The organism is Enterobacter mori (genome assembly GCF_025244905.1).
GTDB lineage: Bacteria > Pseudomonadota > Gammaproteobacteria > Enterobacterales > Enterobacteriaceae > Enterobacter > Enterobacter mori_A.
In genome coordinates, this window is the sequence record NZ_CP104285.1 from 3961429 (window position 1) to 3975036 (window position 13608).

Here is a 13608-nt window from a genome sequence, read left to right on the forward strand (position 1 = left end):
CATTTTATGTCAGCCGGCGTTGGATGTATTTATTTGAGTAACAGGGCGATGACATATAAATTACAATACATAATCATTATTGTGTCCCTGTTAATGATGAAACTTGCCTCCGCTACCGAATTTAACATCCACGCCATCGATAAAGATCAGCGTGGCAGCGTTGATTTATCCCTTTTTAAAGATCAAATATCGATTACGCCAGGCGACTATTTTGTTACCGTTTCAATTAATGATATCCCGCTGGCAAACGGCTGGCAGCTCCGCTGGCAGGCGATAGACAAGAGCGTACAAGTCTGTATTCCACCTGAACTGGCCGATACGTTTGCTCTCCAGGACAATATCCGGAGCGCATTGGCGGAAAAAAACGGGTGCGTCGACTTTGCATCAAAACCGGATATTAAATTTAATTTTGAGCAATCCAGCCAGACGCTGAAGGTCACGATACCTCAGGCCTGGTTACAGTACCGTGCCGCAGACTGGATGCCTCCCTCAACCTGGGACAACGGCGTGCCGGGCGTACTACTGGATTACAATCTTTTTGTCAGCCATTACCAGCCGAACGATGGCAGCAGCACGGATAACGTCAACACCTACGGCACTGCCGGCGCGAACGTGGGCGCGTGGCGACTACGCGGTGATTATCAGTACACTCAAACCCATACCGACGCGGGTTCAGAGAATGACGGACGCTTTTCACGCGTCTATATGTTCCGTCCTATCCCCTCGCTCGGAGCCAAACTCACACTGGGTGAAACGGATTTCCAGTCCGCTATTTTTGATGCCTTCACCTATACCGGTGCCTCCCTGATTAGCGATGAGCGCATGCTGCCATGGTCGCTGCGCGGCTACGCGCCACAAATTACCGGCATCGCGCAAACTAACGCCACGGTAACGGTTAGCCTGGCTGACCGTGTCATTTACCAAAGCAACGTTCCGCCAGGGCCGTTTGTTATTCAGGATCTAAACCAGTCTGTCCAGGGTACGCTGGACGTCAAAGTGACGGAAGAGGATGGGCGCGTAAGCACCTTCCAGGTTTCTGCGGAATCGATGCCTTTTTTAACCCGCAAAGGTCAGGTTCGCTATAAGCTGGCGGCCGGAAAAGCACGCAAAGACGCCTCGCATGACGTTGAAGATAACGCGTTTATAAGCGGCGAATTCTCCTGGGGTATGCTGTCACAAACCTCCCTCTATGGCGGTACGCTCGCCGATGGCGATCGCTACCGGTCCGTTGCCGCCGGAATAGGTCAAAATATGGAGTACCTGGGCGCGCTCTCTTTTGACGTGACGCAGGCGACCAGTCAGTTGTCCAATCATAATAGCCAGACAGGTTACAGCTACCGTTTCAACTACAGTAAGCGTTTCGATACTACCGGTAGCCAGCTCACGCTCGCCAGCTATCGCTATTCCGACCCGCAGTTTCTCAGCTACGCTCGTTTTCTGGATGATGACAATCACGATCGGCAGTCAGAAAAACAGACGCTCAGCGTGACAGCTAGCCAGTACATTTCGGCGCTATCGCTCAACCTCTATGTGAACATGCTGCGTCAAACCTGGTGGAACGATTCCTCCTCCACGACGGGCAGCGTGACCGCAGGCTACAACTTTGATATCGGCCGCTGGAAAAATCTGGGCGTCACCCTGTCGTGGAGTAAAACGCATTATGAAGATGAAGACGACGATACGCAGTTCTATCTCTCACTGAGCGTACCGCTCGATCCCGATCATCGTCTGAATTACGACCTGCGCAACAGCGACAGTCTGAGCCAGAACGTATCGTGGTATGACACATCAGACCGCAACAATACCTGGGGCGTTTCGGCAGGTACCGAAAGCGAGAAGTCAGATGCCGGCGCGCAGGTGAGCGGCAACTATCAACATTATTCTCCTTATGGCGACCTGAATCTCTCCGGGAGTGTTAAGGCTAATGAATACAATTCCCTGAGCGCCAGTTGGACCGGTTCATTCACCTCGACGGCCAAAGGCGCTGCGCTGCACCGCCGCAGCTACGGTAACGAACCGCGCGTGATGGTCAGTACCGATGGCGTAGGCAACATCCCGCTGAACATGTCGCGGGATGAAACCAACCGGTTTGGCATTGGTGTTTTACCGTCCATCTCCAGCTATTCCCCCTCCAGCGTGCAGGTCAATATGAACAACTTGCCCGATGGCGTAGACGTTGACACCCGCGTCGTTACCTCAACCTGGACGGAAGGCGCCATCGGGTACCGTCAGATTGCGACCCGTGCAGGCAATGATATTGCGGGCATCTTACGTACCGCTTCCGGCACACCACCGCTAGGCGCGGTTGTTCGCCTGCTGGAAAACGATACGCAGATTGCCATGGTCGCCGATGACGGCCACGTCTGGCTCGGTGCCGTAGAGCCTGAACAACAGTTCCGCGTGACCTGGGGAGACAATCAGCAGTGTCGCTTCACGTTACCTTCACACCTTGAAAACAGTATGCAGTTGATACTGCCATGTCAGTAAGAAATCATGATGAAATTAACCCCACTCAAAAGCCTGTGCCTGATGCTGGTCGGCACAGCATTTACCCTCCACGCGGCTATAAACCTGGACCGCACGCGCATTGTCTTTCCGGAAAGCGACAAGGCCAGCAGCCTGAAGGTTGAAAACCAGAGCAAGGCGTTGCCTTATCTGGCGCTCTCCTGGATTGAAGATGAAAAGGGGCGCAAAGAAGACACGCATTTCATGGCGCTGCCTCCCATTCAACGCCTTGAAGCGGGTTCCGCGTCGCAGGTCAGGATCGTTAAGCAAACGGCCACCCACCAGCTACCGAAAGACAGAGAATCCCTGTTTTATTTCAACCTGCGCGAAGTGCCGCCGAAAAGCAGCAGTGCCAGTGAGGAACGCAGCGTCATGCAGGTGGCGATGCAGAGCAGGATCAAGCTGTTCTGGCGTCCTAAAGCGATTACCAAAAAACCCGGCGAGCAGGCGGAAATGCGGATGGAAGTTTCAGCCACTGCGAAAGGGCTAACCATACATAACCCGACGCCGTACTACATCACGTTGGTGTGGCTTAGTAAGAATGCCAAAACCATGCTGCCGGGCTTCGACAGCCTGATGCTTGCGCCTTTCGCGACAGCAACAACCTCCACCGGTGACTACCACGGTAACTATTACAGCATCGGTTATATCGACGATTACGGCGCGCTGAAAAAGGTCGACGTACAGTGCGCGGGGACGGCGCAGTGCTCGCTCACCGAACGGAAGATCGAAAAAGATGCGAAATCTCGCTAACGTATTGTTCATATTGCTGCTCTCAGCGCTGCCTTTAAGAGAAGCGCTGGCGCTCGACTGCTACCTGGGCGGTTCCGGCGGCCCCGTTGAAGAGGCCAAAACGATCTCGCCGTTTGCTATTCCCAGCAATGCGCAGGTAGGTGAAAAAATCTGGGAGTCAGATGACATCAAAATCCCGGTGACGTGCGACCACAATGTCACGAGCAATTTTCAACCTGAAGACGTTTTTGGCTGGGTGAACCCATATCCTTCTGCCACCGATCCCTATTATGAACTTGGGGTAACCTATGAAGGGATAGACTACGATGCAACAGGCCAGCCCAACGGCGTCGATACCCGACAGTGCCTGGACAACCAAAACATCACCATTTATACCCCTGCCCAGATCCGACAAATGGGATGGGAAAATAGAATCTGTTCCGGTAACCCGGACGATATCCACACGTCACGAACCTTTGTTGCTCGCCTGCGCTTATACGTAAAAATCAAAGCGATGCCGCCCCACGGTTATGTCAGTTCCCTTGGCGATTACATCGTTGTCCAGTTTGACGGAAAAGGCGGCGTGAATCAGATGTCGGACGCGAAAAACCTCAAATATCATATCAACGGTCTGCAAAATATTACCGTTTTGGACTGCGGGGCGACGTTTAGCATTTTCCCTGAAAACCAGGAGATCGATTTCGGTACCTTCAGCGCTCGCGATATGGTGAATCAGCAGACGCGCACTCGCACATTTTCGGTACGAACAACCAAAGTGCAGGATGCGCAATGTTCAGATGGCTTCAAAATGGATTCGTCGTTCTACACTACTGAGTCACTCAGCGCCGACGATACGGCGTTATTGATAGGGAACGGCTTAAAGCTGCGGATCCTTAACGGGACCCAGCCTTACACCTTCAACCGCTATGAAGAGTATGCTGATTTTACGGGCAGCACCCTGCAATATGAGCAAATATACACCGCAGAGCTGTCGCCGGTCGAAGGAAAAGCGATCCAGTCCGGCCCGTTCGAAACGGTGGTGCTGTTCAAAATTAACTATCATTAGAAACAAAAAAGCCGGGTCTCCCCGGCTTTTTCACATCAGCACTTTCAGCTGGCTTTGCGCTCGTGCGCCTGGCGATACTCAACCAGATCTTCAATCGTCACGACCGGCATATTGTGCAGACGCGCAAAGGTGATGCACTCCGGCGCGCGCGCCATGGTGCCGTCATCGTTGGTCAGTTCACACAGCACGCCAGCTGGTTTGAAGCCTGCCAGCGTCACCAGGTCGATGGTCGCCTCGGTGTGGCCGCCGCGGGTCAGCACGCCGCCCGCCTGCGCACGCAGTGGGAAGACGTGGCCTGGACGGTGCAGATCGGATGGCTTAGCACCATCAGCAATCGCGGCACGTACGGTGGTCAGACGGTCAGCCGCAGACACACCGGTGGTCACGCCATGCGCCGCTTCGATGGTCACGGTAAAACCGGTACCAAAGGCGCTGGTGTTGTTTTCGACCATCATAGGCAGCTCGAGCTGCTTACGGCGATCTTCGGTAATACACAGGCATACGATGCCGCTACCGTGGCGGATGGTCAGCGCCATCTGTTCAACGGTCATGTTTTCAGCGGCAAAAATCATGTCGCCTTCGTTTTCACGGTTTTCATCGTCGAGCACCATCACACCGCGACCTTCGCGCAGTGCATCCAGTGCATGTTCAACACGTTGAGTTGAAGTGCCAAAAGAGGAAAGTAGCGTCTGATTCATGGTAAAAAAACCTCATTAACATTATGGTTACCAGAATCAGGGCAGTCTTAGGAGCGCCGTATAAGCGGCAAAAAGATAACGTGAGCGGGCCCATGCCCGACTGGATCGTTACTCTCTCCCATCCGGACTCTAACCGTCGGCCCCGGAATTACACCGGATCTGCTGACCTTTGAGTATTCACCCAAAGCGCTCGCGGGCTTTCAGCGTTGAGCTGATTTACCGCCGGTGGGGAATTTCGCCCCGCCCTGAGAATAAGCGAGATAACTATAACGCTATTGATTACCCTGGGCAATGCATAAGCATCAAACAATTTTGTTTAACCCGCGGCATGACGCGCTACAATAGGCACTAACACCTTTTCATCAAGGGAAACGACAATGATTGACCCAAAGAAAATTGAGCAGATCGCGCGTCAGGTTCATGAGTCCATGCCGAAAGGCATTCGTGAATTTGGTGATGACGTTGAAAAGAAAATCCGCCAGACCTTGCAGGCACAGTTGGTTCGCCTTGATTTAGTCAGCCGCGAAGAGTTTGACGTGCAGACGCAGGTTCTGCTGCGCACCCGCGAGAAGGTGGCGCTGCTGGAACAGCGTCTGACCGAGCTGGAAAACCGCAATGCGCCGGTAGAAGTGAAGCCAGCACCGGCTATTCCGCCGGTGGATGACCAGGAGTAAGTGCGGCCTGTTGTGCCCGGTGGCGGCTACGCCTTACCGGGCCTACATGAACGCGTAGGTCGGGTAAGGCGTAGCCGCCACCCGACATAAAAAAACGGGCCAACTGGCCCGTTTTTTACTGACTGTCTTTCTGGATCTTCTTGATGATGTTGGTGGTGGAGCACCCGTCCTCAAAATTGAGCACCATCACCTCGCCGCCGTTGGCCCAGACCTCTTCGCTGCCCGCGATTTGCTCCGGCTTATAATCCCCGCCTTTTACCAGCAGGTCCGGCAGAATACCGGCAATCAGGCGCTGCGGCGTGTCTTCTTCAAACGACACCACCCAGTCCACGGCTTCCAGCGCGCCGAGCACGATCATACGCTGCTCCAGCGGGTTCACCGGACGCGTTTCGCCTTTCAGACGTTTGGTCGAGGCATCGCTGTTCACCGCCACAATCAGGCGATCGCCCAGCTTGCGCGCATTCGCCAGATACGAAACGTGGCCCGCGTGCAGGATGTCAAACACCCCGTTGGTCATCACCACTTTTTCACCACGTTTCCGCGCAGCGGCGACGGCAACCTTCAGCTCGTCTTCGGTCATCACGCCAAAACCGGTATCCGCACGACCGCGCACCGCGTTTTCCAGCTCGATTGGCGAAACGGTTGAGGTACCGAGTTTACCGACAACGACACCCGCCGCAGCGTTGGCGAAGTAGCACGCCTCTTCCAGCGAGTTTCCTGCTGCCAGCGTCGCCGCCAGCACGCCGATCACCGTATCACCGGCACCGGTCACGTCGTAGACTTCCTGCGCCTGGGTTGGCATATGAAGCGGTGCTTTGCCCGGCTGCAGCAGCGTCATGCCCTGTTCGGAACGGGTCACTAACAGCGCGGACAGTTCAAAGTCAGCAATAATCTTCATGCCGCGCTCAACCAGCTCTTCTTCGGTTTTGCACTTGCCCGCCACCGCTTCAAACTCAGAGAGGTTAGGCGTCAGCAGCGTCGCGCCGCGATAGCGTTCAAAGTCGGTGCCTTTCGGGTCGATCAGCACCGGCACGTTAGCTTTACGCGCCAGCTGAATCATCGTCTTCACGCTCGCCAGCGCGCCTTTGGCGTAGTCCGACAGCACCAGCGCGCCGATATTGCCCAGCGCCTGGTTGATGCGCTCGTGCAGCGGCTCGGGATCGACGCCCTCGAAACCTTCTTCAAAGTCGAGGCGGATCAGCTGCTGGTTGCGCGACAGCACGCGCAGTTTCGTGATGGTCGGGTGGGTCGGAACAGAAACGAAGTCACACTTCACGTTCACGTCCGCCAGCGATTTGCTCAGCGCACGGGCCGCATCGTCAATGCCGGTCAGGCCTACCAGGCGCGACTGCGCGCCCAGAGAGGCAATGTTCATCGCCACGTTTGCCGCGCCGCCGGGACGCTCTTCAATGGTGTCGACCTTAACCACCGGTACCGGTGCTTCCGGGGAGATACGGCTGGTCGGCCCATACCAGTAGCGATCCAGCATCACATCCCCAACAACCATAACCCCAGCACGTTCAAACTCTGGCAGTGTTACTTTCATTCCTGACTCCAGAAAGATTCACAATTTGCGCGCGATAATATCACACTTGATTTGTTACGCACGGCTCCACCAGCCATTTCTGCCAGCTTGCCGTGACCTGTGCGCGTTCATCTGAGAAACAGTCCTGCGCGACATGACCCGGTTGTTCCTGCAATGCCAGATGATGAAGCTCATCACGCAGCGTGGTATAGGCGCGGGTTAAGGCCTGCGCCTCCTGCTCGTCCATGATGTCGTTTTGCGCCAGCAGTTCCAGAATGCGCACGTTATCCGACCAGCGCGTCAGCTTCGGCTTGTCGTGCGCGTGCAGCAGTACCAGATACTGGGTAATGAACTCAATATCGGTAATCCCGCCCTCGTCGGCTTTGATATCAAAGCGATCGCGGTGTTTATTGCCGAGATGCGCCCGCATTTTCTCGCGCATTTCACGCACTTCCGTTTGCAATGTTGCGCCATCCCGCAGTGTCGTCATGACATCCTTGCGAACGGCATCGAACTGCATTTTTAACTGCGGATCGCCATACACCACGCGTGCACGCACCAGCGCCTGATGTTCCCACGTCCAGGCTTCGTTCTTCTGGTAATCGGCGAAGGATTCCGTTGAGGTCACCAGCATGCCCGCCGCGCCTGACGGACGCAGACGGGCATCCACTTCATACAAAATGCCCGACGAGGTGCGGGTACTGAACAGGTGCATAATGCGCTGCGCCAGACGCAGATAGAACTGGCGCCCGTCAATTTCACGCTCGCCGTCGGTCATCACGTCAACCGGGCAATCGTGCAGGAAAATAAGATCGAGGTCAGAACTGTATCCCAGCTCCCAGCCGCCGAGCTTGCCGTACCCCACGACGGCAAAGCCGCGCCCTTCGCGGTCGGCCAGGTGTTTCGGCTGGCCGTAGCGCGCCACCATCTGCACCCACGCCTGATGCACTACCGCGTCGATAATCGCTTCCGCAAGCCAGGTTAAGTGATCGCTCACTTTCATCACCGGCAGCGTTCCGGCAATATCCGCCGCCGCCACGCGCAGCATCTGCGCCTGCTTAAACTGGCGCAGCGCCTCAAGCTGCTGCTCTTCATCTTCTTCCGGCACGCGCAGCAGGTACTGACGCAGCTCGTCCCGGTAGGCATCCGTCGCCGTGGGCTGATAAAGCGTGTTCGGGTCGAGCAGCTCATCCAGCAGCAGCGGGTAACGTGCCAGCTTGTTCGCCACCATCGGCGACGCGGCGCAGAGGGAAATCAGATGCTTGAGCGCGCCGGGGAATTCACTCAGCAACTCAAGGTAAGTGGTACGGGTGATAATCCCGCTCAGCAGCGGCATCATGCGTGACAGCGGCACCGGCGCGTCCGCCCGCGAGCAAACCTCGCTCAGCAGGTGCGGCATCAGGTGATCCAGCACCTGACGACCGCGCGGGCCAATGGCGCGTTTGTTCAGTTCGAGACGGAAATCCGCGATCAGCGCTACTACACGATGGCGCGCGTCGTCGGTTAAATGCGTCAGCACCGGCGTGGTATCGTCTTCCTGAAGTGCGTCCTGCCACAGCTCGCGCCAGTGTTCGGAAAGCGCATCGTCCTGCGATTCACTTTCGTCATCACCAATCAGGTCGTTAAAGATGCGGCGCACGCCCGCCATGTGGGCATCCAGCTTTTCAGTGAGCGCCGCCCAGTCGTCCACGCGCATCCCCCAGGCCAGACGCGCCCGGTTAAGCTCATCGCCTGGCAGAGTCTGGGTTTGTTCGTCATTGATGCTTTGCAGCAGATTTTCCAGACGACGCAAGAAGAGATAGGCCTCGCGCAGTGTTTGCGCATCGCCTTCCGGCAGCAGGTGAAGTTGATCAATCGCGCTCAACGTTGGCAGCAGCGAGCGGGACTGCAGCGATGGCTCACGGCCGCCGCGGATCAACTGAAAGACCTGGACGATAAATTCGATTTCGCGAATGCCGCCCGCGCCGAGCTTGATGTTGTCCTTCAGACCACGACGACGCACTTCGCGGGCAATCATCCCTTTCATATTACGCAGGGACTGGATCACGCTGAAGTCGATGTAGCGACGGAACACAAACGGGCGCAGCATGGCACGCAGTTCGTTGGCGTAAGCGTCGTCGCTGTCGCCCATAATCCGCGCTTTGACCATCGCGTAACGCTCCCAGTCGCGCCCCTGCTCCTGGTAATAATCTTCCAGCGCGGCAAAGCTCAGCACCAGCGGGCCGCTGTCGCCAAACGGACGCAGGCGCATGTCCACACGGTAGACAAAACCGTCCTGCGTGGGCTGGTCCAGCGCCTTAATCAGACGCTGCCCGAGGCGGGTAAAGAACTGTGCGTTGTCCAGCTCGCGTCGGCCGCCGCGCGTGGAGCCGTTCTCGGGCCAGGCAAAAATCAGGTCGATGTCGGAGGAGAAGTTCAACTCACAGCCGCCAAGTTTGCCCATTCCCAGAATCAACAGCGGCTGAGGGACCCCTTCCTCGCTGCACGGCGTGCCCCACTCTTTACAGCAGGCGGCGTAGAGCCAGTCGCGCGCGGCGACAATCAGCGTTTGCGCCAGCTCGCTTAGCTGCTGCAACGTGCTCTCTTCGCTTACCCACTCCAGCGACTGCGCCCAGGCAATGCGTACCATCACCCGACGGCGGAACTGGCGAAGGACGCGCATCAGCGTCGCTTCATCCGCTACGTCTTCGAGTGCGGTTTGCAGCCAGCCAGCATAATGCCGCCACTCGTCCGCCTGTGGCGGTGCGTTCTCAAGCTCTGCCAGCCAGTCCGGGTTGGCGGTGATACTTTCCTGCACAAAATCACTGAAGGCGAGCACGCTCTTTGCCTGCTCGCTTAACGATGAGGCCGGTAATGACTCGGGCAGACGTTCGCAAACGGTCTGCCACTGCTGCTGTAATTGCGAAGAAAGCGGCATTATTGGGGTTCCTTGCCAGAGTTAACGTTTTCCGCTGTGCAGCCAGAACGGCTCCTGCGAAATGGCCTCGTTACGGAAATGCTCAATCTCAATATGCTGGCGGGTTTCAATGGCGTGTTTCAGCCCCTGCCAGTTCTCCAGCCAGGCCTGCGCCTTCACGCCGTCATAGGCACCGGACAGCAGCACCATACTGTCGATATTGCGCGAAAGACGGGGAAGCTGATCGCCATACTGATCGCCCAGCGGGTAGGCAAACGTGGTCTTCAGTTCAGCGGCATGGCGGGAAAGATGAATATCCGCGAAACGTTTGAAGTTTTCCGCGATTTTGGTTTGCGCTTTTGCATCCAGGAAAGTACGCCAGCCGCGCGTCACCAGAAACTCGGTCAGCGCCAGTTTTGCCGTGGCGGTTTGCGGGCTGTAGATCGCCGTTTGCGCCGATACGTCCGAGAGCATCAGCGCTTCGGTTTGCGTCAGCAGATCGCGTAAGTGAGCACTCGCTTTGCGTGGAACGATACCGCCGAACAACGCAAGGGTATGACGCACCAGGGCAATGGCTGCCAGCACGTGGGATTTCGCGTTTTTCACATTACGCACCCACAGCTCTTCGTGGTACTGCCACTGGGAAAGCGCCAGCTCCAGCGCGGCTTCCAGACCCTGCTCAACGCTGGCTTTCGGCGCAACGTGCAAAATGGCCGTCTCTTTCAACACGCGCGGCGCATTCCCCGCCGCCAGGTGGTAGCCGCGCGCGGCTTTACTCAGGCTTCCCTGACGCAGTCCGGACTGATTGACCAGCTTGCGCGCCAGCTTCAGCACGTCGTTGGCGTCACCTTCCAGCAGTTCAAGCTCCAGTTCGCAAATCGGTTCCTGGAACTCCCCCGCCTTCACCTCGCCCAGATCGAGGGCGATTTCAATGCGGCTTTTGCCTTCCGTCACCAGCCATTTCTCGCGCCAGAAATCGGTGCTAAACAGCGGCTGTACTTCTGCGGATAAGGTTTCCGGAAGTTTGCCTTCCGGCCAGACCTCAGCCGGAAAACGTTCAAGCTCAAGTTCTGGCTTACTGATGTCGATATTGTATTCCGGGCGTTGGTGCAAACCGCCCACCACGCGACCGGCAATTTTCATCGTCATCTCGTAGCGCCCATTCGCGCCACGGATGCGCAGGCCCATGTCGTGACGGCGCAGCCAGTTATCCGGCGTTTCGTAATAGATATTAAGCAGTTGTACCGGTTCATGGTGTTCGCCGGAAAACGTGTGCAGATGCTGACGGAGCGCGTCAACGCTGTCTTTTTCGACGATAAACTTTAATTCGATTTCTTGTGCCATAGCCTTGTACTTTTGCCTGCGTCACAGACGCGTCGATGAAGGCGAACTTCCTCGCCATTTGTTTGTCAGTACATAGTATTTTGCGCCAAATTACCACGCAATGAGCAATTTGACGGGCGTAAAAGTTTGAAGAGGTGGAAATCACGACACAGATGATTCCGATTGATGACGAATCCTTTGCGTAGCGACACTGATACCACTACTATCGTTCCACTATTTATGAAAATAACGACTGATATGCTTAAATTACGCCTGATTGGACTTACTTTACTCGCTTTTAGCGCCGCAACCGCGGTCCACGCTGAAGAGAAGCGTTACGTTTCTGATGAACTGAACACCTGGGTACGCAGTGGCCCTGGTGACAATTATCGCCTCGTGGGCACGGTAAATGCCGGCGAGGAAGTGGTTCTGTTACAAACCAATGCAGACACCAACTACGGTCAAGTACGCGACAGCTCCGGTCGCACCGCCTGGATCCCGCTGAAAGAGCTGAGCAACGTGCCAAGCCTGCGCACCCGCGTGCCGGACCTGGAAAACCAGGTGAAAACCCTGACCGATAAGCTGACCAACATCGATAACACCTGGAACCAGCGCACAGCAGAAATGCAGCAGAAAGTGGCCCAGAGCGATGGTGTGATAAATGGTTTGAAGGAAGAGAACCAGAAGCTGAAAAACGAGCTGATTGTCGCGCAGAAGAAAGTGAATGCCGCCAACCTGCAGCTTGATGACAAACAGCGCACCATCATCATGCAGTGGTTCATGTATGGCGGCGGCGTGCTGGGCGTCGGTCTGGTGCTGGGTCTGGTGCTGCCAATGCTGATCCCAAGCCGTAAGCGCAAAGACCGCTGGATGAACTAACTCGTCTTCTCTGCCACACTTACGTATTATCTTGCGAAAAGAGAAAACGGGAGTGTAAGGCGTGAAGAGTTATCTGGTCGGTGGTGCGGTACGTGATGCGTTGTTAGGTCTGCCGGTCAAAGATAAAGACTGGGTGGTGGTGGGCGCCACTCCCGAAGAGATGCTCGACGCGGGCTACCAGCAGGTAGGCCGCGATTTTCCCGTTTTTCTTCATCCTAAAAGCCGTGAAGAGTACGCCCTGGCGCGTACCGAACGAAAATCCGGCTCTGGCTATACCGGCTTTACCTGCTATGCCGCCCCGGATGTGACGCTGGAGCAGGATCTGCTGCGCCGCGATCTCACCATTAACGCCCTCGCCCAGGACGAAAACGGCCAAATCATCGATGCCTACGGCGGCCAGGACGATCTCCGTGACCGTCTTTTGCGTCACGTTTCCCCGGCGTTTTCTGAAGATCCGCTGCGCGTGCTGCGCGTGGCGCGTTTCGCCGCGCGTTATGCGCATCTCAGTTTCCGTATCGCTGATGAAACCATGGCCCTAATGACCGCGATGACCGAAGCAGGCGAGCTGGAACACCTGACGCCAGAACGCGTCTGGAAAGAGACGGAAAATGCCCTCACGACCCGCAACCCGCAGGTCTTTTTCCAGGTGCTGCGCGACTGTGGCGCGCTGAAGGTGTTGTTCCCGGAAATCGACGTGCTGTTTGGCGTCCCCGCCCCGGCGAAATGGCACCCGGAAATTGATACCGGTATTCATACCCTGATGACGCTGAGCATGGCCGCCATGCTCAGCCCGGACGTGGACGTGCGTTTTTCCACCCTCTGCCACGATCTCGGCAAAGGGTTAACGCCGAAAGAGTTCTGGCCGCGCCATCACGGACACGGTCCGGCAGGCGTGAAGCTGGTCGAAGGAATTTGCCAGCGTCTTCGCGTGCCAAATGAGATCCGTGACCTGGCAAAACTGGTGGCGGAATTCCACGACCTCATCCATACCTTCCCGATCCTGAAACCAGCCACCATTGTTAAGCTGTTCGATAATATCGACGCCTGGCGTAAGCCGCAGCGCGTGGAGCAGATTGCGCTCACCAGCGAAGCCGACGTGCGTGGTCGCACCGGGTTTGAGGCTTGCGATTACCCACAGGGCCGTTTGCTGCGCGAAGCGTGGGACGTGGCGAAAGCGGTGCCGACGAAAGACGTGGTAGAGGCAGGATTCAAAGGACCAGAGATTCGCGAAGAGATGACGAAACGGCGGATTTATGCCGTCGCAGCATGGAAGGAAAAGCGTTGCCCTCAGCCAAAAGACTGAGGGCCGT

The 13608-nt window shown here is 56.3% G+C and carries 10 protein-coding genes and 1 riboswitch; of the genes, 6 read left to right on the top strand and 4 right to left on the bottom strand.

Translation table 11 applies throughout. The annotated features are described in order from the left end of the window. The first annotated feature begins 48 nt into the window (after positions 1 to 48). From N2K86_RS18670 to N2K86_RS18680, 3 genes are read left to right on the top strand one after another with little or no spacing between them, the layout of a single operon-like run. A complete protein-coding gene (locus N2K86_RS18670; RefSeq protein WP_260659600.1) occupies positions 49 to 2487 on the top strand; it encodes a fimbria/pilus outer membrane usher protein in 2439 nt (812 codons plus the stop codon). A gap of 9 nt (positions 2488 to 2496) precedes the next feature. Beyond that, positions 2497 to 3258 (top strand): fimbrial biogenesis chaperone, encoded by a 762-nt coding sequence (locus N2K86_RS18675; RefSeq protein ID WP_260661727.1) that lies wholly within the window; start codon positions 2497 to 2499, stop codon positions 3256 to 3258. Continuing rightward, positions 3242 to 4303, top strand: a complete 1062-nt coding sequence (locus N2K86_RS18680) for a type 1 fimbrial protein (RefSeq protein WP_260659601.1) — start codon at positions 3242 to 3244, stop codon at positions 4301 to 4303. Before N2K86_RS18675 ends, N2K86_RS18680 begins: the two co-directional genes overlap by 17 nt. Positions 4304 to 4347: 44 nt before the next feature. Here the strand turns inward: N2K86_RS18680 and ribB are convergent, their stop codons facing one another. Next, positions 4348 to 5001, bottom strand: a complete 654-nt coding sequence (gene ribB / locus N2K86_RS18685; RefSeq protein ID WP_010435670.1) for a 3,4-dihydroxy-2-butanone-4-phosphate synthase — start codon at positions 4999 to 5001, stop codon at positions 4348 to 4350. 106 nt (positions 5002 to 5107) lie between these two features. Then, a riboswitch (FMN riboswitch) is annotated at positions 5108 to 5258 on the bottom strand. Positions 5259 to 5378: 120 nt separating this feature from the next. Here ribB and ubiK point away from each other — a divergent pair. After that, complete coding sequence (gene ubiK / locus N2K86_RS18690; protein ID WP_260659602.1) at positions 5379 to 5675, top strand: ubiquinone biosynthesis accessory factor UbiK; 297 nt, start codon at positions 5379 to 5381, stop codon at positions 5673 to 5675. Positions 5676 to 5790: 115 nt separating this feature from the next. Here ubiK and hldE read toward each other — a convergent pair whose 3' ends face one another. The 3 genes from hldE to N2K86_RS18705 are packed head-to-tail and all read right to left on the bottom strand — an operon-like array spanning position 5791 to position 11440. Further along, the gene (gene hldE, locus N2K86_RS18695) at positions 5791 to 7221 is read right to left on the bottom strand and encodes a bifunctional D-glycero-beta-D-manno-heptose-7-phosphate kinase/D-glycero-beta-D-manno-heptose 1-phosphate adenylyltransferase HldE (RefSeq protein WP_029740691.1); all 1431 of its coding nucleotides are present in this window, start codon (positions 7219 to 7221) and stop codon (positions 5791 to 5793) included. Between the two features lie 40 nt (positions 7222 to 7261). Further along, a complete protein-coding gene (gene glnE, locus N2K86_RS18700) occupies positions 7262 to 10117 on the bottom strand; it encodes a bifunctional [glutamate--ammonia ligase]-adenylyl-L-tyrosine phosphorylase/[glutamate--ammonia-ligase] adenylyltransferase (protein ID WP_260659603.1) in 2856 nt (951 codons plus the stop codon). Positions 10118 to 10138: 21 nt separating this feature from the next. Further along, on the bottom strand, positions 10139 to 11440 hold the full coding sequence (locus N2K86_RS18705) for a CYTH domain-containing protein (RefSeq protein ID WP_260659604.1): 1302 nt from the start codon (positions 11438 to 11440) through the stop codon (positions 10139 to 10141). A 237-nt stretch (positions 11441 to 11677) separates the two neighbouring features. Here N2K86_RS18705 and N2K86_RS18710 point away from each other — a divergent pair, with 237 nt between their 5' ends. Together N2K86_RS18710 and N2K86_RS18715 are read left to right on the top strand one after the other, a co-directional pair. Further along, entirely contained in the window at positions 11678 to 12298 is a 621-nt protein-coding gene (locus tag N2K86_RS18710; RefSeq protein WP_260659605.1) for a TIGR04211 family SH3 domain-containing protein, read from the top strand. A 61-nt stretch (positions 12299 to 12359) separates the two neighbouring features. Continuing rightward, complete coding sequence (locus N2K86_RS18715) at positions 12360 to 13601, top strand: multifunctional CCA addition/repair protein (protein ID WP_260659606.1); 1242 nt, start codon at positions 12360 to 12362, stop codon at positions 13599 to 13601. The last annotated feature ends 7 nt before the right edge of the window (positions 13602 to 13608 follow it).